This window comes from Kitasatospora sp. NPDC059408 (assembly GCF_042751525.1).
Classification (GTDB): domain Bacteria; phylum Actinomycetota; class Actinomycetes; order Streptomycetales; family Streptomycetaceae; genus Kitasatospora.
The window spans coordinates 1-19976 of sequence record NZ_JBHYWI010000057.1 but is presented as its reverse complement, the minus strand read 5'-3'; the positions used below and the strand labels follow the sequence as shown (position 1 = coordinate 19976).

Sequence of the window (19976 nt, the reverse complement as noted above, 5' to 3'; positions counted from 1 at the left end):
CGCGTGCCGCAGACGGTCCAGCAGCTCGGGGAGGTCGGCCAGGGTCCGGGTCGGCGCTGTTCCCGACTGTTCCTCGCGCAGCACTCCGAGCACGTAGTCCAGGTCCTCCAGCGCGGCCCGGGTCGACTCCTCGATGCTGCGCAGGGCGGCCCGCGCCGCCGCCGGGTCGGCGGAGAGCACCTCGCCCGCCACCGCCGCCTGGATGGTGGCCGCGGTCAGCGTGTGTCCGATCGAGTCGTGCAACTCGTGAGCGATCCGATTGCGTTCGGCCAGCAGCAGCTCCCGCTCGGCAGCCAGCGCGAGCCGCTCGGCCGCCGACGGGCCCAACAGCCGTGGCGCCGACCACCGCAGGGCCTTCGTCACCAGTGCGCAGACGGCCACCGCCAGCAGGATGCACACGGCCGCCACCACCCAGCTCCACCCGCCCGACACCCGGACCGACGTGCCGAACAGGCTCGCCCGCGCCTCGCCGCCGAGCCAGTTCCCCGGCAGGGAGATGCCCATGATGAACAGCACCCCGCTCGCCAGCGCCCCCGTCCACCCGACGGCCACGTGCAGTACCAGCCAGATCGGGGTCCGCCAGCGGTCGAGGCCGAGTGAACCAGAGGTCCGGCGACCGGCCACCGGATTCGGCAGCGGCACCCGCAGCAGCCGGCGGGCGGACACGACCAGCGCCCGCCGTACGGGGCGCGCCAGTCCGACCACGCCGACCAGCACCGCCCAGACCAGCAGGACCAGGACGATCTGCACGCCTTCCGGAGCGGATCGCCACGACAGTGCCGGCAACAGGGCGAGAGGCAGCAGCGGAAGGCTCGCCAGCGCGCCGCAATAGGCGAACAGCACACCCGAATACGTGGAGCCGCGCAGCAGCGGCCGGATTCCCCTGATCATGGTCGCCAGTATTGCCGGGCAGCTCACCGGCAGCCTCCCCCGAAAGGGGGAGCGATTTCTCCCGCCTTCTTGTGATGCGGTCAGAGGCCCCTGGAAACCAGGATCGTGCCCAGACCAAACGATCCCCAGGAGTTGACTGATGCGTGCTCGGATCCGGCAGGGCCTTCGTTCCTCGCCCCGGCAGCAGGGCGGCAGGCGGCGACGAGCGGTGTCGGCCGCCGCCGCGGTGGCCATCGGCGCCATGACGCTGGGCGCCCTGTCGGCGCCCCAGGCCTCGGCCGCCAGGCCGGACGCCGTCCAGCAGGCCCTGAACACGCTGGTGCGCGACGACGGGATGCCCGCCGCGCTGGCGAGCGTCCAGGACCGGAACGGCCGCACCCGCACCTACACCGCAGGAGTCGGCGACCTGACCACCGGCTCGAAGGTACCCAGGGACGGCCAGGTACGGATCGGCAGCAACACCAAGGCGTTCACGGCGGTCGTGGTCCTGCAACTGGTCGGCGAAGGGAAGATCGGCCTCGACGCCTCCGTCGACACCTACCTGCCCGGCCTCGTCCGCGGGGAGGGGATCGACGGGCGCCGCATCACCGTCCGCCGGCTCCTCCAGCACACCAGCGGACTCCCCGACTACAGCGACTACCTCGGGGACGACGTCCGGTACTACGCCCCCCACGAACTGCTCGCCACAGCCCTCCAGCACCCGGCCGACTTCGCCCCCGGGACGAGTTGGAAGTACAGCAACACCAACTACGTCCTGGCCGGCCTGATCGTCCAGAAGGTCACCGGCCGCCCCCTGGCCGAGGAGATCGACCGGCGCGTCGTCCGACCCGCCGGGCTGCGCCACACCTACTTCCCCGCTCCCGGTGACGCGAGCATCCGGGAGCCCCACCCCCACGGCTACTACCGGGAACCGGCGGACGCGCCGCTGCGCGACATCACGGAGATCGACCCCTCCTGGGGCTGGGCGGCAGGCCAGATGGTCTCCACCGGCTCCGACCTCGACCGCTTCTTCAGCGCACTCCTGGCCGGCCACCTCCTCCCAGCGGCCCAGCTCGCCCAGATGCGCTCCACCGTCCCCGCCGAAGCGACCTTCGGCCCCGGCGCCCGCTACGGACTTGGACTCGTCAGCCGGCCGCTGCCGTGCGGCGGCCTCTCCTGGGGCCACGGCGGCAGCTTCCCGGGGTACGAGACCCGGGGCGGCGCCACCGATGACGGCCGCGCCGCCAACGTCGCGGTCACCATGCAGCTCACCGACGAGGCGGGCCGGAGGAATCTCGAACGCGCCGTGGACACCGCCCTGTGCCGCTGAACCTCGCCGAGCGCGTGCCGTGAAGCAGAACGACCGATGGGCCCGGCCGCAGTGCGGTCGGGTCCATCGTCTGCCCTGGCGGGCAGAGGCGGAGGATACGAGATTCGAACTCGTGAGGGGTTGCCCCCAACACGCTTTCCAACTGTTCGTCCGGCTGTCCGAGGACGGTCGGAGAGGTCCTGACTTGGGGCGGAGCAGCCTGTCGGCTGACTTCCGAACGGCGATGGACGAGGGTGAATGCAACCAGAACTGCAACCAAGCCGGCGTCGATCGCCGCTGGTCGTGGGCGACGGCTTCGCTCAGTGCGGTTCAGTGCCCGCCTATCGTGACCTTGATCGCTGCGATCCGACCGAGCGCATCGAAGGTGAGGCCAGCAATCGACTGTTGGCCTCTGCTTCCAACCCCGTGGCTATGGTAGCTGGCGCGTCTTACCTCGCTTCGGTCGTTTCTCAACAGGGGTCAAACCTCGGCGGATCTTCATCAGATGCTCGTCTTTCGTGTTCTCGCGTACTGCGAGACGACTCAGGATTCGATGCTGTGTCTCTGGAGTCCAGAACACTTCAAGGCGTTCCCGAGCGCGGGTGATCGCGGTATAGAAGATGCTATGGGAGATGCTTTCCTCGTTGGCGTTCGTGATAACAACCTTGACTGACTTGTACTCAACGCCCTGTGCTTTGTGGATCGATACGGCGTAAGCGATCTGAAATGGCACCATGGTAGTGACCGAGTCATCGTCATCGTCACTGTCGCCACGTTCGAAGACATCGAACTGGACCGTCGAGTCTCCTGCCCAGCGCAAACCTGAGAAAATTGCATCGGCTTCAGTGAAATCCCGTTCGAGATTCACATCGAAAGTGATACGGCCGGGCGTGCGAATGATCTTGACGATCCTGCCCTTCAAGTTATTGAAGATGACCGGGCTGAACCGATCGGACTCGTTGAAGAGTACGGGATCGCCGACCTTGTACGTAGACTCGCTCCACGCCACGGCTGGATTCGGGTTGCTCGCCTGTAGGAACCGGTTGACGTTGTTGATGCCGTAAAGGCCGTCATAGTTCAGGCAGAGTACGATCTCATCGTCGCTTCGATGCTGAAACAGCGAGTCTCCCAGAGCCGTCGAGTAGCCATTCTTGGAGAGTGACTCTTCGATGCGGTCGTCCAGGTTCCGCACCCTGTCCCATAGTGTGAGAAGGCTCTGATCGGTCGTCCTGAAGGGCTCTGTAAGTTCGAAGACGGACTCGCTCGGGATGTACGACCGGATGATGCTGAACCAGTTGCCAAACTCGATCGACTCGATCTGGTAGACATCGCCAACGAGTACGAGCAGATCGAAGGATGTCTTCTCAAGTACATCGAGCAGGCTTGCGTTGCTTACTGTGCTGCATTCATCGATCACCAATACGTCGTACTTTGCGCCGAGCGACGTACCTTTGCGCACGTGCTTGCTGATCGTTCTGAACTCGACGTTCGGCGCTTGTACTCGCCTCTTCAGATTGTCGACGGCCGGATTAGTGTGTGCCAAGAATAGCTTCCGGGCGCCACTGAAGTAGTTTGCAATGTGATTCACCATCGTGGACTTTCCAGTGCCGGCTGCGCCGTAGACGAGGGCGATCTTCGAGTGCTCAAACAATTCCGTCAATGCCTTGGCCTTCAAGGGATCATCGATGGCACCTGGGTTCGCATCAATCCATGCCTGTACATCGCTGCTGTGTTGAGAGACGCCACTGGCAGAGATTTTTCGGAGTTCGTTGATGATCGAGACCGTGTCGTCCTCGTATCCGACGATAAAAACGTGCCCATTTTCATGAGCCAGCTTCCGCGGCTTGTGCCGTTCAGTGGGTGGCAGCATCCGATTGTGGCGCGCGATCAGATCGTCGACGTCGCCGAGGTCCTCCAGCTCGGCTGCCGGCGTATAGATCACGCCGCGCTGCTCGACATTGCTCCGGACTCGTCTGGCCAGCAGCTCGTGAGGTCGGGTCCTCGCGTCCAGACTCTCGGCAAGGTCCCCAAAGCGCGGGTTGTGTCCGCGCGGTGATGTGCAGAACGGCATCGTGTCGAAGGGCCTGCAACTCCAGGAAACGCGCAGCCCGGAGAGTGCAGAACACTGGTCAGCATCGAACTGTGCCTTGATGACACGATTTTTCATCCGCAGCATTAGGTACCGCAACAGACGAGAACCTGGCTGGTCGTTGCGAACGATTGATCGTGCACGGTCAAGAATGGGGAAGATAGCCGCATCTCGTTGGGCTCCGGTTAGCACCCAGGAGCGGAACGAGCCGTATGCTGCGTCGGTCATATCCATGAGATCAAGCAGACTTGATCGTGTTGTCGTGAGGTACCGCATCAGGTTTCGGTACTCGGAATTCGACGCTCTGACCTTGCCGTGAGAGGCGTCGAAGAGGCGAGCGAAATTGTCGAACTCGCACGGCCGGATTGACACCTCCCACGAGCGGATCAGCGTGATCGGCATCGTCTGTCCGAGGACCTCGATCGTGTCGCTGGCCAGCTCCAGACTAGCCGCATATTTGTTGGTGACGTCGATGTCGGTGAACCCAATGATGCGATCGAACTTACTCGTCCGATTGTGGGCGAGATAAAACGTCACTTCGTAGTAGATGCGGCCGGAGATGAAGAAGGGGCGAGAACTGTGAATGTAGTACCGCTCGCGACGTGCGCTTGAGGACGTTACCGTCTTTTGCTGCTGGATGCGGGCGGCAATCCTCTCGTAGTACTCATGCAATGAGGGGTCGAGATCGATTGGAAACTGTTCGATGTTGTGCAGGATTTTTATTCCGAGGAGATCCTGTGCCAGGTCGCGTGTGCGGAGCAGGTACTCGTAGTACTTCAGCATCAACCGCTCAGACGGATCGCGATCCAGCGTGTAGTGCGAGACGCTGGCCTGGAGCAATCCATGGAATCTGCTCAGGAGCCTGAACTTGGCGAGCGCTCTGACAGCATCCAAGGCCGGCCCGACCTGGTTGTAGTGAAACTCAGTCGAGCGATCGCCGAGGTGCGCCCAGACAGCAAGCCCCTCGACGAGATTCCGGAGCTGCCCCAGCACGTTCTGCGAGAGGAAGCCCCGGTCGCCTGCTAGGTTGGCTAGGTTTTGGCAGATCACGCTGTCGGCGCTCTTCACTTGCTGTTCTACTGACGCCATCGTTCCCGCTCCACTCCCCGAAGGCTCGCGCCTCACCTGTGATCGGGGTGAGACGTCCTGGCTGCTCCCGCCCCGAGCGTTGCCGAGGCGGACCGGGCAGCATGCACGAAGGCGGTCTGGCTGCCGCTGAACAGCGGACCCGGCCCCGGTCCACATCATCAGGCAACAATGGAACCACTCAAGAGCCCACAAGCGGGCCTTTTTTAAGAAGCCGTTGTTGTACCGATCTTGGTAGGCACGGGTTCGACCGAAGGAACTCGGTCGGGCGATCTTGCCGCCCGCGGGGCATGAAGACAGGGCCTCTGGTGCAGCTCGGGGTTGTCGAGACCTTGAGCACGCCAGGAGGCCCTGTTGTCGCTGTTGTATGCCCTCACGCCGGCCGGCTCCAACTCCGCGGCCCGTACGTGTGACTGTCTCGCTCACCAGTTCGGGAACGCCGGCGACCGGCCGTACAGGCGTCCGAGGTAACCGTCAGACACGAGCGACGCGGAGTGGGCGGTCGTGCGTGACGCGATGCCCGTCCCGGCCTGGATGGAAGGCCGGGGCGGGCAGCCGGAGGGCCACTGCCACCGTCAGATGCTCGACGCAGTGCGCTACTTGGTCGCGGGCGGCATCACCTGGCGGGCGATGCCGGAGGACTTCCCCGCGTGGGACCGCGTCTATGCCTTCTTCCGGCGCTGGCGGGACTGCGGCCTGGTCGCCGAGTTCCACGACCGGCTGCGGGACCGGGTTCGCGAGGCGGCGGGCCGGGATCCGGAGCCGACCGCGGGAATCATCGACGCGCAGTCGGTGAAGGCCGCCTCCTCGGTTCCGAGCGCGAGCCGGGGATTCGACGGAGGAAAGAAGGTGAACGGCCGCAAGAGGCATATCGTGGTGGACACCCTCGGGCTGCTGCCGGCCGTGATGGTCACTGCCGCCTGCGTCACCGACCGCGAGGCTGGTCGCACGCTGCTGGCCCTGCTGCGGGAGCGGTACTGGCGCATCACGCTGGTGTGGGCCGACGGCGGCTATGCCTGACGCCTGGTCGACATCGTCCGTGAGGTGCTGCGGATCGCGCTGACGGTCGTCAGACGCGCCGACGACACCACGGGATTCGTCGTACTGCCCAAAAGGTGGCTGGTGGAGCGGACGTTCGCGTGGCTGATGCGCTCACGCCGCCTCGCCCGCGACTACGAGGGCCGCACCGACACCTCCGAGGAGATGATCCGGTGGTCGATGAGCATGGTCATGAGCCGCCGGCTCGCCCGGCGACCACGCTGAACATCCCCGGCCGTTCCTCGACGAGCCAGCCCCGCGCGGCCAGCCGCTTGGCCTTCGACCGCACTCCTTCCACCTTCGCCGGGACCGGCTCCAGCCCGAGTGCCGTCGCGAGTTGCCGACAGTCCATCGCCTTCCCGCGCGAAGCGCCCCGACCGGCCAAGGCGTCGATGAGCCGCTGGTAGTCCGGCGCCAGCACCGCCGGGGCGAGTCCATCGCACCACTGCGGCACCACGGAACCGGGCCCCGCGGCGGCGGCCCGCTCCGGCCGCTCATCGGCCGCCACGACCTGCGGCCCTTCTTCGCCGCCGCGAGCAGGGGCCAGCACCTCAGCCACCGTCTCACGGGCGATCACGAATCGCTCCCACACGGCTTCCGCTTCCCGCAGCTCGACTTGAAGAGCCTCCACCCGCTGCCGAGCAGCGCGTTCACGCTCCTCCAGCAGCCCCATCACCGACGGCATCCCGACACCTCCACCCAAGAGACGACACAACACCTCGTCTCTGCCGCCGGAACACTCGCCCTATGCCTGACCAGCCAAAACGCGTTCGTCATTCTCGGAAAGACAACGGCTTCTAAGGTCCGTCTGGCGCTATCGCAGATCGTGCGGCGCGGTCGCTGGCGCGGAGTTGCCGCTCCCGCCGAGACCTGTCACCGGGATGTCGCTTGCCAGGTCAGCTGACCCAGATGCCCTCGGGCGAGATCCGACGTGCGAGGCGCCGGCCAGCGTCGCTGACTGGGGTCGACCAGGACACATCGGCGCCCTCGCACCCGGAGTCGTCCGCGAGGGCCTGTACGAGCGTTGCGCCAACGCCCTTTCGCCGGTAGGAGTCTGCGACCCAGATCAGGTCGATGCACGGACGTAGGCTGTCGTCCTGATCGCCGTACTCCGACTCGTCGAGCAGGTCCCAGCGGCGGTGCTCGCTGACGTCGTGGGTTGCCAGGTAGCCGATGACGTATCCGTTGGCCTGCAGCAGGTATGCGCGCACGTTCTCTGGGGTCTGCTCAGGCTCACGAAGGTGCGACCACGAGTTGACGTCATAGCCGTTCTCTCGCTGAGGCATCCGCCCCACCTGGTAGGTCAGCTTCCGCCAAGCGATCGGCGACTCGGTCGTCACCACGGCCAGGTCGCCCCACCAGTCCAAGTTCTTGGGTGCCCGAACGCCGATCGCCCACATCGCATGGTGGGTGGCGTGTTCATCCCCGCCGTCCTCGGGAGCTCGTGGGGTCATTCCGCAGGGGCATTTGCTGCCACTCGGTGCCTGTACATGCCGGAACTGGACAGGGGTCGCCGGGTGGCTGAGGTTCTGTCCTCTGCCACCAACCCATGGCCTCTCAGGCGCGTCCTCAGGCTCAATGTATCCGGTCCATCGGTCCACCCAGCCGAGGTGCTGCTCGGGAAGCAGCTCCCGCTTTTGCTTCTCGGCGAACGGCAGCGTCGGGCGAACCCACACACTGCCCAGGGTGGCGCGGCCGTTGAGGCGCACTCCGTGCCGCTTGGCTTTGCCGCGCAGGAACCGCAGAAACACGCCAGGTGGTGCGGAAAAGTCGACGCCGCGCACCAGCTCCCGCTCGCCGGGGGCGAGCCAGTCTTCGATGGGGAGCGCTAGCCGGTCGGCGAGGGCGTGAAGTCCGCTGTAGTCGTGGTTGAGCTCAGCACTGCACAGCGCTTCGACTGCCGCTTCGACCTGGGCGAAGGGAACAGTCAGACTGACCCAGCGTGGTCCATCGCCCCACGAGAGCATGCCCAGGTACCCGTCGTACCGGAGCCGATCGACAGACGTGTTCTGCGTCCTGGCGATGGCCTCCGTGTAGGCGGCAGGCAGATCTGGGGAGTCTCCCCGCCAGGTCAAGGCATCGGCGTACCCATCTCGGTCGAGCTCGACCGTGGCGTACCAACGGTGGGCCCGGACACTGATCTTTCGAGAACTGGGGTCGCGTCGATCGGGGTCGAGGTAGATCGTTCGCTCAGTCATGCGCTCTGCTCCTTGTCAGACGCTCCCGTGCTCGGCTGCTCGTTGGGAAAGGGCCTACCGCCCTCGTCCGTGATCGTGGCGTGCGAAGCTGGCTGGACCTTGACTCGGAGCATGGGCCAGGGAGTGCCCTCCTGGCCGGAGCCATCGGTCAAGAGCATCTGGCGTACGAAGGCGCCCACCAGGAAGTTGCGCTCGGCGAGCCTGCTCAGGTAGCTCTGCAACCCCTTCTCGGCGTCGCGGTTCTCGCGCACACTATGCAGCTCGGCTGCGATGTCGCAGTAGTCCTGGACCACGTTCAGGAACTCCATAATGAGGTCTTCATTCTCCGCGGGAAGACCGTCTGGCAGCGCGTACTCGAAGGTGACGCTGGACTTGATCATGTTCCACAGCGGGTTGCCGCGGGTGATCAGCGTCAGGACCCGAGGCTGTGGGAACCCCGGGTTGGGCACCAACTTCGGCCGGCCTGGCGTTGCCTCGCTGAGCGAGCGCGTCCATGCGGCGTGCTGGGCCTTGATCTCGCGCAGTCGATCCACCGTGAAGTGGCCTGGTTGGTCATCGATTTGCTTGTGATGCCTGCTGCAAAGCAGGACCAGGTTCGTATGGCTGTCGATGGATGCGTCGTCCAGCAAGCCGGCTCTTGGCCCGCCCTTCGAGCGGGCGACTATGTGGGCCTCCTCACCGAAGACCGAGGGGTCGTCGTAGTCAGTCCCGGCTGTCACCACCTGCACCCGGCAGATCGCGCACCTGCCGCCTGCTTCGCCCCAGATGATCTTCCGGGTCTTCTCGGACACGGCCATGGACAGCACCTTGCCAGAGGAGTGGCGCCCAGCGGGTGCGAATGTGACGGTTCGGCCGGGGGCCTGCAGGCCGGATGCGGTCGTGCAGCCAGCTGTTCCCACTGGATCTCGGCAACTGCAACCACGGCACGACGAAGGCCCCGACCGGGAACCCGGTCGGGGCCTTCGTCTGCCCTGGCGGGCGAAGGCGGAGAATACGCGATTCGAACGCGTGAGGGGTTGCCCCCAACACGCTTTCCAAGCGTGTGGCCGTCGTGGCCGAAGCATGACGGCGACGGCGGCGGCACGCACCGTCATGTGGCCGGTTCGTTCGGTACGCTGACGGACCGTACGCGCTTCCCGCGTGTGGAGTCCGTCCCGTTCCCGTTCCGTCCGTCCCGTTCCGGGAGGCCCCGATGTCCCCGCTCCGGCGTTCCGCCCAGCTCGTGGCGGTGCTCTCGGCCCTGGCCGCCGCGCTCGGGCCGGTCGTCCCGGCCGGCTCGGTGCCGGTGCCGGCCCGCGCGTCGGGCCCGGTGGAGAGGAGCGCCGCCATGCCGTCCACGCTCGACTCCCGGCTGCTCGCCGGCCGCCGGATCGTCTACTCGTACCCGGGGCCGACCCCGTCGCCCGTGGTGCTCCAGGCGATCCGCGAGGGCCGGGCGGCCGGGGTCATCCTGTTCGGCGAGAACGTCACCAGTCCCGAGCAACTGGCCGAAGCGGTCGGCCAGTTGCGGCAGGCCGCGGCGGAGTCGCCGGTGCCGGAGCCACTGCTGCTGATGACCGACCAGGAGGGCGGCAAGGTCCGCCGCCTGCCCGGTGCGCCCGAACTCTCGGCCCGCGCCACCGGGTTGTCGCCCGACCCGCTCGCCGAGGCGGCCCGCTCGGGCGCCGGCGCGGGGGAGAACCTCGCGGAGTCCGGCCTGAACGTCAACCTCGCCCCCGTGCTCGACGTCTACGACACCCCGGGCAACTTCATCGACCGCCACGAGCGTTCGTACGGCCGGGACCCGGCCGCGGTGGGCCGGCTGGGCAGCGCGTTCGCCGCCGCGCAGCAGGGCCTCGGGGTCGCCGCCACCGCGAAGCACTTCCCCGGTCTCGGCTCGGCCGCGCGGGACGCGAACACCGACGAGCGCCCGGTCACCCTGCCCGTGCCGCTCGCCGAGCTGCGGGCCCGCGGCGAGGAGCCGTACCGGGCGGCGATCGCGGCGGGCGTCCGGCTGGTCATGGCCTCCTGGGCGGTCTACCCGGCGCTCGACGCCGAGCGCCCGGCGGGCCTGTCGCCCGCGATCGTGCGGGGCGAGCTCCGGGAGCGCCTGGGTTTCGGCGGCGTCACGGTGACGGACGCCCTCGAAGCCGGTGCCCTCACCCCGTACGGCGACACCGGTGCCCGTGCCGTCGCGGCCGCCGACGCCGGCATGGACCTCCTGCTGTGCTCGGCCCGCGACCCGCAGCAGGGTGAGGACGCGGCCGCCGCCGTCGCCGCCGCCCTGGACTCGGGCCGCCTGGACCGGGCGGCCTTCGACGCCTCCCTCGCCCGCATCACGGGCCTGCACGCCGCACTCGACTGACGGCGGGCCTCAGAGCGCGGGCGGTGCGGTGCGCAGTCCGTCGAGGATGATGCGGAGGTTGCGCTCCCACTGCTGCTCGTCGGCCCGTAGGCCCAGAGTGCGTTCGCCGGTCGCGGCGGCGGCGAGCAGGAACGGGACGTCCTCCCATGCGACGTCCGCGCGCATCGCGCCCGCCTCCTGGGCGCGTTCGACGAGCTGCCGGATCCGGGCCCGCAGGTCCGCCAGCTGCCGGGCGAGCGAGTCCCCGCAGGCCCCGCCGAGTGCCTCGCCGATGCCGCAGCTCTCGGCGCGCAGTCCCACGTAGGCCGCGGCGAAGCCGCAGAACCCGTGCCAGGGGTCGGGGTCGGCGAGGGCGTCGTCGGCGCGGTCCGCGATCTCGCCGAGGAGTTCGTCGAGCAGCGCTTCGAGCAGCACCTCCAGCGAGGGGATGCGCCGGTAGAAGGTGCCGACGCCGACGCCCGCCCGGCGGGCGATCTCGTGGGCGGAGACGCCGACGCCGACCTCGGCCACGGCGGTCCTGGCGGCCGCCACGAGGCGCTCGACGTTGCGCCGGGCGTCGGCGCGCGGGAGCCGGCCCGACGCGTCGGCGAGCAGGCGGTCCACGGTGCTGCCGCGCGATGCCGGCGACGGCGCGTTCGGCGCGATGGTCGGCGCTGTGCTCGGTGCGGTGTCCGGCGGTATGTTCACGGGCCGATCCTAGCCGCTAACTGGACCAATCCTGTCCGCTTGGCTAGAGTCCCCGGCAGATCAAACGGACAAGGTCTGTCCGTTTATGGTTGGGGGGCTTGTCGTGACATCCGTCGTGGAACCGCGGAAGATCCGGGTCGGCATCATCGGGGCGAACCCCGACCGGGGGTGGGCCGTCCGGGCGCACCTGCCCGCGCTGCGGGCGCTGCCGCAGTACGAGATCACCGCCGTCGGCACCAGCCGCCCGGAGAGCGCCCGGGCGGCGGCCCGCGCCTTCGGTGCGGCGCACGCCTTCACGGACGCCGCGCGGCTGGCCGGGCACCCCGACGTGGACCTGGTCGTCGTCACCGTGAAGGTGCCCGCGCACACCGAGCTGGTCGGGGCCGCGCTGGCGGCCGGCAAGCACGTGTACTGCGAGTGGCCGCTGTCCCGGACCACCGCCGAGGCGGAGGCGCTCGCGGCGGCGGCCCGCGGTGCCGGCGTGCACCACGTGATCGGGCTCCAGGCGCGGTACGCCCCGGCGCTCGCCCACGCCCGCGAGCTGGTGGCCGGTGGCAGCCTCGGGCGCATCACCTCGGTGACCGTCCACGCCGCCCGCGGCAAGGGCGCGGGCGGGCTGATCCCAGGCTGGGCGGCCTACACGCTCGACCGTGCCAACGGCGCCGGGACGCTGGAGGTCGTGGGCGGGCACACGCTCGACGCCGTGCAGCACGTGCTCGGCGGGATCGAGGAGCTGACGGCGGTCACGTCCGTCTCGCGGTCCGCGTACACCGTCGCCGAGACCGGCGCCACGGTCGTCGCGACCAGTCCCGACCGGCTCCGCCTCGACGGGACCCTCCTCGGCGGCGCCCGCCTGTCGGCCACCGTCCAGGACGCCCAGGGCGTGGAAGCCGGGACGCGCCTGGAGATCACGGGCACCGAGGGCGCCCTGGCGGTCGTCTCGACCGGGCCGGGCGGTCCGGCCGGCATCCAGATCGGCGAGCTGCGCCTGCTGCGGGCGGACGCCCCCGGCGGCGAGTTCCGGGAGGTGTCGCTCCCGGACCGGTACCGGATGCCCGGGATCGGCCGGGACGCCGAGGGCTTCAACGTGGCCCGGCTGTACGCCCGGCTGGCCCGTGACCTCCGGACGGGGGAACGCGGCGTGCCCGGCTTCGACGAGGGCGTGCGGGTGCACCGCCTGCTCGACGCGATCGGGCGTTCGGCGGACGCGGGCGGGGTGCGGCAGGTCCCGGCCCGGCGGTAGGGCCGGTGGCCGACGCCGCCGTCCGTCCCTTTTCCCGGTTCTGCCCTCCGGTGGCGGAGGATCTGCCTGTAGTGTTCTGACGGCGCGTCACCTCGACAGCCGAGCCCGGGAGTTGGCAGCGTCCGGGCTCGGCCTCCGCAACCGTGTTCGGGGTGGCCGCGCCCCTTCGGGCCGTTCCGATGCCGCCGTGACCCCGCGCCGATGCTGTGACGACTTGAAGAATTCTTCATCTCCAAGGATGATGCTTGCCGGCCGTGCGCCCCGCACCCGGCCGTCGACCCAGCCGCACACGAGGGAGGGAGCGGACGATGCCCGTCCCGCTGTACCAGGCCAAGGCGGAGTTCTTCCGCACCCTCGGCCACCCGGTCCGGATCCGGGTCCTGGAGCTCCTCCAGGACGGCCCCCGGCCGGTCCGCGAGCTGCTGGCCGAGATCGAGGTCGAACCCTCCAACCTCTCCCAGCAGCTCGCGGTGCTGCGCCGCACCCAGCTGGTCACGGCCACCCGCGAGGGCAACACCGTGGTGTACGCGCTCAGCACCCCGGACGTCGCCGACCTGCTGCGGGCCGCGCGGCGGATCCTGACCGAGCTGATCACCGACCAGGGCGCGCTGCTCACCGAACTGCGCGCGCCCGGGGCGGCGCTGCCGGGCCGCTGAGGCGTCCGGCCACCATTCCGTCCGGCCGCGGTTCCGTCCGGCCGCCGTTCCGTCCGGCCGCGGTTCCGTCCGGCCGCGGTTCCGTCCGGCCGCCGTTCCGTCCGGCCGCCATTTCGTCCGGCCGCCGTTCTGTTCGGCCGCCATTTCGTCCGGCCGCCGGACCATCCGTCCGCCGCGCGTCCGGACCGCAGATCGTTCCACCCGAGGAGAACCCGCCGCCATGAGCGAGAGCACGCCCGACAGCACGAGCGACGAGAAGCGCCGCCGCAAGGCGATGCTCATCCGCGCGGGCATCTACATCTTCGCCACGCACCTGTTCGCCGGCTTCGTGCTGCTGCTCTTCGCGCTCGGCGGCCGGAAGTAGCGGACCGGGGCCGTCCGCTAGTGGTAGCGGCGGCTGGTGCTCGTCCAGGCCTGGACGCCGTCGACGAGCTCCCGGGTGCCGTCGAGGTACCAGTCGCTCTCCGGGTGCCGCCGCAGCAGCTCGCGGCGCAGCAGCGCGCTCTCGTTGCGCAGCTGCGCGACCCGGGCGCGGACCGCGCCGACGGCCCGCGCCCGGGTGCAGCCGCGCAGGCGCTGCAGCGCGAGCACGGTGTTGAAGGCGGCGGCGCCCTGGCGCTCCTCCCGCTGCAGCGAGTAGAGGTCGTTGATCAGGGTGGCGGCGTCGGCGGTGTGGGCGCGCAGCCGGTGCAGGGCGGGTTCGGCGTGCAGCGCGGCGGGGGCGTCGGCGCCGTGGACGCGTTCCAGTATGTTCATGAACGGGTAGAGGCAGCTGCTGTGCCGACGCAGCCGCATCGTCTCGGCCAGGCCGAGACGGGGGACGGTGCCGTGGGCGCGGTGCTCGGCCTCGGCGGGGAAGGTCGCGAGGCAGGCCTGCCACTCGCGGGCGGCGCGGGCGCGCCAGGCCGGGGAGGCCGGCCCGGTCTGCCGATGCCACAGTTCGCGCCAGGCGGCGGTGAGCCGGTCGTCCCCGACGGCCGGTGCCGCGCCGTCCAGCACGGCGATCAGCGGGTCGACGATCGCCCGTGCCTCACCGGGCCGGCGGCCGGGGGAGCCGTCGAAGCGGTCGTCGAGGATGGTGAACCAGCCGAGGACGTCGATCAGGAGGTCGAGGTCGGCGCCAAGGGTGCGCGGGTACGCGTGGCCGATCAACTCCGGCAGGGTGTAGGCCTGGTAGCGGGCGAGCTCGGCGCGGGTGAGAAGGCCGCGGTCGACCGCCCAGTCGGCGTGCCGGGCGGTGGCGGAGGCCAGTTCGGCGGCCGGGCGGGCGGGTCGGCGGACCGGGTGCGTGGCGGGCCGGAGGGTGGGCGGGTCGGCCGGACACCGGCCCGCTGCCGTCTCCTGCCGCCCCCCGCCGCTCTCGCGCGGGGCCAGCCGGACCCGCAGCCCGTGCGCCTGGACGGTCGTCCAGACCACCTCGCGGGCCCGCGCCCCGGGGACGGCCACCGGCCGCCAGCGGCGCAGGATCGCGGCCGCCGCGACGGTCAGTTCGGCCCACGCGAAGGCCTCGCCGATGCACTTGTGCTTGCCCGCGCCGAACGGCAGGTAGGACTGCCGCCCGGCGCCGCCGTCCTGCCACCGCTCGGGGCGGAAGGCGAGCGGGTCCGGGTGGCGGACCGGGTCGCGGTGCAGCGCGGTGAGGCTGTACAGCAGCTCGGTGCCGGCCGGGATCCGGTACGGGCCGAGCTCGACGGGCAGCTGCGCGGTGCGCATCAGGAACGCGTTGGGCGCGTGCAGCCGCACCACCTCCTGGGTGACGGCGCGCGTGTACGTGAGGCGGGCGAGGGCTTCGGGCGTGGGGACGGTGCCCGCGGGCAGGTGCTCGTCCAGCTCGGCGAGGACGCGGGCCTCCACCTCGGGGTGGCGCAGGAGCTCGTCGATCAGCCAGGTGAGGGTGGTGGAGACGGTCTCCGTCCCGGCGCCGAACATGGTGATCGCCTCGGAGCGCACGTCGGCCTCGGTGAGCGGACGGCCGGTGGCCGGGTCGGTCGCGGCGCGCAGCACGGCGGGCAGCGTGCCGGCCGGACCGCCGTCGGTTGGACCGCCCTTCGCCGCACGGCCGTTGACGGCCTGGTCGACGACCCGGTTGAGCACCCGGACGGCCGCGTCGAAGCGCCGGTTGACGGGCAGCGGCAGCCGGGCCATGGCCGGGTGGGGGTAGAGCGACTGGACGATCTGGCCCTTGACCAGGTCCGGCAGCGCGCGGTGGAAGGCGAGCGTGGCGTCCTCGCTGAGCCGGGCGTCGAACAGGGAGCGGGTGACGATCTCCAGCGCGAGGTGGTTCATCTCCTTGGCCACGTCGAGGACCTGACCGGGCCGCCAGCGGGCGGCCCGCTCCTCGGTGACCCGGTGCATGACGGCGATGTACCCGGCCATCCGGTCGGGGCCGAACGCGGGCTGGATCACCCGGCGGCGGTCGCGGTGGGCCTGGCCCTCCGACATCAGCAGGCCGTCGCCGAAGGCCGTCCTGAGGGTGTCCTGGACGGCGCCGCGCGGGCAGCCGTGGGCGTGGGTGGTGAGCAGCGCGTGGACGAGCGGCGCGTCGGTGACCACGCAGACGGTGCGCGGGCCGAGCCGGATGCGGACCACGCCGCCGTGGCGGGCCAGCGAACCGAGGAAGCCGAGCGGGTCGCGCAGCAGGGCGGCGGCGTGGCCGAGGCCGGGGAGTGCGCCGGGGGCGAGCGGCGGGACGGCCGCGGGGGAGAGGGCTCTCGCGGCTTTCGGTGTTTCCGGTGGGGTGGCCTTCGGTGGAGTGGCTGTCGGCGGGGTCGGTGTCGGCCGGACGGCTGTCGGCGGGGTGGCCTTGGGTGGAGTGGCCGGTCTCGGCGTCCCGGGGGCCGCCGCCGTCCTTCGCGCCGCCGGTGTGCCGCTCGTCGTGAGTGTCTCCGTCGTCAGGGTCATGACACTACCTCTCACCAGATGGGCCGGTGCGGCGGTACCGCGGGATGCGCCGCCGCGCCGGCCGGAAGGCGGGGAACCGGTCACCGCGGAGCCCCGCGTACGTCCTTCCCAGAGGGCGCACGCCATAGGAAACGCGCCGTTCGGACGGGCGTTGCGCGGCGTACGGGTGGATCACCCCAACGGTCCATCGGCGACACCCGCCCGCGCGCCCCCGGGCCGGCCCGCACGCCCGCCGCGACCTGCGGTGATGGCGGTGCACCGGTGCGCCCGTGCGTGCCCCGCCGGCAGGGTCTTTCGGCCCTCGCCGGTCGGCCGCGGGCGGGTCCAGCATGGTGGCGGACAAGGAGGTTCCCTGATGACCCGTCTGCGCCACCGGCCCGCGCTCACGCCCTACCCGACGCCGGTCGCCGGGACGGCTCGGTGTGATCCGCACCGTGCGGACACGAAGCCGAGGGCCGGGAGGTGAGGGCGGGGCGGCCGGGGGGCAGGAATCCCCCGTACGCCGCTCCGCCACCGAACCGGTCCGACGCCACGAGACGGGAACTGGGATCACATGGACTGCGACGACGAGGTCATGGTGACCGTCCGGATCAGCGCCGCGGAGCGGGCCCTGTTGCGCTCCCTGGCGCGCGACCGCGGCGGGGACGTCTCCGACGTGGCGGTGGACGGCCTGCTGGACGTCATCCCCGCCCTGGACGGCGACGCCGCCGCCCGCCGGCTGCGGCGCGTGCTCGCCCGGCCCGCGCCCTGCGCCGTGACGCTGTGGCTGCCCGCGCCGGTCGGCGACCTGCTGCCGCTGCTGGGCGAGCGGATCTCCCGGACGGGCGGTCCGGCGGCGGGCCCGGCCAGCGCCGCGCTGTCCGCGGCCCTGCGGCTCTGGCTCGGCGGGGACCCGGCGGCGCTGGCCGTCGCCCTCGCCCGGCTGCGCCGCGGCCGGAGCGCGGCCCGGCAGGACCCGGGCCCGGCCGTGCGGCGGCCCGCACACGCCGCCTGAAGCCGCCTGGAGCCGTCCGGAGCCGTCCGGAGTCGCCTGACGTGGGCTGATGCCCCCTGCGCCCAGGGCCCGTTCACGTGCCCCGAAGATTTTCGAAAGAAGTTTCTGTTATTCCCACCCGTCCCATCCGGTCTCCCACGTGTCGGAAGGCCCGGCGCCCGTCACCACAGGGGCGCGGGCCGTCGCACGAGGAAAGGAACGCGATGGGACACCGCAGCACGGAGCTCCGTCGACGCAGGCGCAGGCGGTTCACCCGCAGGACGACGCTGATCGCCGCGGCGGTCGCCGCCGGCCTGGTCGCGGGTGCGCTCGGCATCTCGACGGCGCTCGAACCGGCGGGCAGCCGCACCAACGCCAGTGTCTCGGCGGACGGTCCGGTCCTGGGCAACCAGGCGGGTGTGGTGTCCGACGACGGCAGCGGCGAGACCGGGACCGCCGAGGGCGCGACCCAGGCCCCCGCGCCCAAGCGCGACCAGAAGGCCGCCCCGCTCAAGGAGATACCCAAGGACCAGCCCGACCGCGGCCTGGTCTACGCCGGTCTGAGTCTGCCCAACGGCGACCGCTGCGCCGGCTCGCTGCAGGTCTCCAACGGTCAGTTGTGCAGCCACGGGCCGGACGCCCCGCCGAAGGACGTCGACATCCACAAGGACGTCGCGCCGGTGGCCGCCGCGGCCGCCCAGGCGCCGGTGCTCACGCCGGCCGCCAACGCCCAGCCCCCGTCCGCCGCCGACCTGTTGAAGGGCGCCGCGCCGGTTCTCGACGCCGGCCGGAAGGCGCTGCTGGGCGACCCTGCCGGTGCCCCGCAGCAGAGCACCCCCGCCGCGTCCGGCGGTTCGTCCGTGGTCTGCGAGGGTGACGGCAGCAGCGGCAACCGCATCCAGGTGGTGTACCTCCACGCCCCCGGCAACGACCGCTACGCCCAGTACCTGGCCTCCTTCAAGAAGTGGGCCGCCGACGTCGACGTCATCTACAACGCGAGCGCCCAGGAGACCGGCGGCGCGCGGCACGTCCGCTTCGTCACCGACTCCGACTGCTCCGCGTCCGTGCTGAACGTGCAGATCTCCGACGCGGCGCTCCAGGACTTCAACGCGAGCAACGACGCCGTCGCCGCGCAGGGGTTCAACCGCAAGGACCGCAAGTACATGATGTTCACCGATGCCAAGGTGTACTGCGGCATCGGCACCTTCGCCGGCGACGAGCGCCCCGGCCAGGACAACCTCAGCAACTTCGGCCCCTCGTACGGCCGGACGGACTCGGGCTGCTGGGGCGGGCACACCGCGGCGCACGAACTGGGCCACAACCTGGGCGCGGTGAACAACAGCGCGCCGAGCACCAGCAAGGGCGGCCACTGCGTCTACGACTACGACCTGATGTGCTACTCGGACTACCCGTACTACCCGCAGATGAAGGTGGTCTGCCCGGACCGCGCGCACTACGACCGGCTCGACTGCACGCACGACGACTACTACAGCACCGACCCGAAGCCGGGCAGCTACCTCTCCTCGCACTGGAACGTCGCCAACAACCGCTTCCTGATCACCGGCAACGGCGGTGGCACCGGCCCCAACCCCAACCCGTCGCCGACCGCCACCCCCACGCCGTCCCCGACCGCGTCGCCCACCCGCACCGCGTCGCCGTCCCCGACGCCCGGCGGCGGCACGACCGGCTCGCCGTCCCCGACCGCCACCGGCAGCCCGACCGCGACCCCGACCGCGACCCCGACCCCGACCCCGACCGGCACCCCCACCGCCGGCACCGGCTCGCCTGATGTGACGGTCAGTCAGGTCACCCAGAACTCGGTCATGCTGAGCTGGCCGGGCGTCCCGAACGCGGCCGGCTACGACGTCCTGCTCGGCGGCCAGACCATCGGCACCGTCCGCGCCACCGTCGTCGGCCTCGTCCGCCTCGCCCCCGGCACCTCGTACAGCGTCGCGGTCGCCGTCCGCGACGCCGCCGGGTCCGTCGGCAAGCCGGGCCGCACCGTCACCTTCCGCACCGCCGCCGACGCCGGGCGCCCGCAGCCCGGCGCCCACTACACGATGGTCAACGGCCTCACCGGCCAGGCCGCCGACCTGTGGGGCAGCTCGATGAACGACGGCACCGTCGCCATCGCCTACCAGCGCACCGGCTACGCCAACCAGAAGTGGGCGTTCGAGGACGCCGGCGACGGCGCGGTGCGGATCAAGTCGGTCCGCTCCGACAAGTGCCTGCAGCTGGGCGGCGATCCGGTCGCCGGCCAGTACGTCGCGCAGCAGCCGTGCTCCGACGCCGCCACCCAGAAGTGGCAGATCACCTCCGCCGGCGGCGGGTTCAGCCTGACCGCGGCCGGCAGTTCGCTGGTGCTCGGGGTCAGCGACCGCTGGTACTACGGTGGTTGGCTGCTGGAGCTCCAGCAGCCGAACGGCCAGCCGTACCAGAACTGGTCGCTGCAGAAGACCGCCTGAGTCCCCTGAGGACCCCGGGTGGGGGCGGGACCCCCCCACCCGGGGTGGGGGGCGCCCCCCCACCCCGTTGCCCCCCCACCCCACCCCCCCCCCCCGGAACCCCCCCCCACGGCGCCC

The 19976-nt window shown here is 70.6% G+C and carries 13 protein-coding genes and 2 pseudogenes; 8 read left to right on the top strand and 7 right to left on the bottom strand.

Features of this window, described 5'->3' with window-relative positions:
• Positions 1-126 precede the first annotated feature (126 nt).
• Positions 127-504: pseudogene (locus ACFXDE_RS30625) on the bottom strand (histidine kinase dimerization/phosphoacceptor domain-containing protein); the annotation flags it as partial.
• 526 nt (positions 505-1030) lie between these two features.
• On the opposite strand from ACFXDE_RS30625, the gene ACFXDE_RS30620 reads away from it, so the two are divergent.
• Entirely contained in the window at positions 1031-2200 is a 1170-nt protein-coding gene (locus ACFXDE_RS30620) for a serine hydrolase domain-containing protein (protein ID WP_380497914.1), read from the top strand.
• A gap of 409 nt (positions 2201-2609) precedes the next feature.
• Here the strand turns inward: ACFXDE_RS30620 and ACFXDE_RS30615 are convergent, their stop codons facing one another.
• Positions 2610-5357, bottom strand: coding sequence for an ATP-dependent RecD-like DNA helicase (locus tag ACFXDE_RS30615; protein WP_380497913.1), 2748 nt, complete (start codon positions 5355-5357; stop codon positions 2610-2612).
• A 483-nt stretch (positions 5358-5840) separates the two neighbouring features.
• Here ACFXDE_RS30615 and ACFXDE_RS30610 point away from each other — a divergent pair.
• Positions 5841-6617: pseudogene (locus ACFXDE_RS30610) on the top strand (IS5 family transposase); the annotation flags it as partial.
• On the opposite strand, the gene ACFXDE_RS30605 reads toward ACFXDE_RS30610, so the two are convergent.
• The 3 genes from ACFXDE_RS30605 to ACFXDE_RS30595 form a co-directional block, all read right to left on the bottom strand.
• On the bottom strand, positions 6583-7077 hold the full coding sequence (locus ACFXDE_RS30605; protein WP_380497912.1) for a hypothetical protein: 495 nt from the start codon (positions 7075-7077) through the stop codon (positions 6583-6585). The pseudogene ACFXDE_RS30610 and the gene ACFXDE_RS30605 overlap by 35 nt on opposite strands.
• Before the next feature lie 211 nt (positions 7078-7288).
• Entirely contained in the window at positions 7289-8590 is a 1302-nt protein-coding gene (locus ACFXDE_RS30600; protein ID WP_380497911.1) for a GNAT family N-acetyltransferase, read from the bottom strand.
• Complete coding sequence (locus tag ACFXDE_RS30595) at positions 8587-9387, bottom strand: HNH endonuclease (protein WP_380497910.1); 801 nt, start codon at positions 9385-9387, stop codon at positions 8587-8589. Before ACFXDE_RS30595 ends, ACFXDE_RS30600 begins: the two co-directional genes overlap by 4 nt.
• Positions 9388-9782: 395 nt before the next feature.
• Here ACFXDE_RS30595 and ACFXDE_RS30590 point away from each other — a divergent pair, with 395 nt between their 5' ends.
• Positions 9783-10934 carry a glycoside hydrolase family 3 N-terminal domain-containing protein gene (locus ACFXDE_RS30590; RefSeq protein ID WP_380497909.1) on the top strand — a complete coding sequence of 384 codons (1152 nt, stop codon included), beginning with the start codon at positions 9783-9785 and terminating at the stop codon, positions 10932-10934.
• Between the two features lie 9 nt (positions 10935-10943).
• On the opposite strand, the gene ACFXDE_RS30585 is transcribed toward ACFXDE_RS30590, so the two are convergent.
• Positions 10944-11621 carry a TetR/AcrR family transcriptional regulator gene (locus tag ACFXDE_RS30585; protein ID WP_380497908.1) on the bottom strand — a complete coding sequence of 226 codons (678 nt, stop codon included), beginning with the start codon at positions 11619-11621 and terminating at the stop codon, positions 10944-10946.
• A gap of 103 nt (positions 11622-11724) precedes the next feature.
• On the opposite strand from ACFXDE_RS30585, the gene ACFXDE_RS30580 reads away from it, so the two are divergent.
• The 3 genes from ACFXDE_RS30580 to ACFXDE_RS30570 all read left to right on the top strand — a co-directional run bounded on the left by ACFXDE_RS30580 (position 11725) and on the right by ACFXDE_RS30570 (position 13884).
• Positions 11725-12864, top strand: a complete 1140-nt coding sequence (locus ACFXDE_RS30580) for a Gfo/Idh/MocA family protein (RefSeq protein ID WP_380497907.1) — start codon at positions 11725-11727, stop codon at positions 12862-12864.
• A 308-nt stretch (positions 12865-13172) separates the two neighbouring features.
• Positions 13173-13520, top strand: coding sequence for a metalloregulator ArsR/SmtB family transcription factor (locus tag ACFXDE_RS30575; RefSeq protein ID WP_359958530.1), 348 nt, complete (start codon positions 13173-13175; stop codon positions 13518-13520).
• Positions 13521-13740: 220 nt separating this feature from the next.
• Complete coding sequence (locus ACFXDE_RS30570; protein WP_380440317.1) at positions 13741-13884, top strand: DUF6126 family protein; 144 nt, start codon at positions 13741-13743, stop codon at positions 13882-13884.
• A gap of 17 nt (positions 13885-13901) precedes the next feature.
• On the opposite strand, the gene ACFXDE_RS30565 is transcribed toward ACFXDE_RS30570, so the two are convergent.
• Positions 13902-16421, bottom strand: coding sequence for a cytochrome P450 (locus tag ACFXDE_RS30565; protein ID WP_380497906.1), 2520 nt, complete (start codon positions 16419-16421; stop codon positions 13902-13904).
• 553 nt (positions 16422-16974) lie between these two features.
• Between ACFXDE_RS30565 and ACFXDE_RS30560 the strand changes: the two genes are divergently transcribed.
• Together ACFXDE_RS30560 and ACFXDE_RS30555 are read left to right on the top strand one after the other, a co-directional pair.
• The gene (locus ACFXDE_RS30560; protein WP_380497905.1) at positions 16975-17415 is read left to right on the top strand and encodes a hypothetical protein; all 441 of its coding nucleotides are present in this window, start codon (positions 16975-16977) and stop codon (positions 17413-17415) included.
• 203 nt (positions 17416-17618) lie between these two features.
• A complete protein-coding gene (locus tag ACFXDE_RS30555; protein WP_380497904.1) occupies positions 17619-19859 on the top strand; it encodes an RICIN domain-containing protein in 2241 nt (746 codons plus the stop codon).
• Positions 19860-19976: the final 117 nt, after the last annotated feature.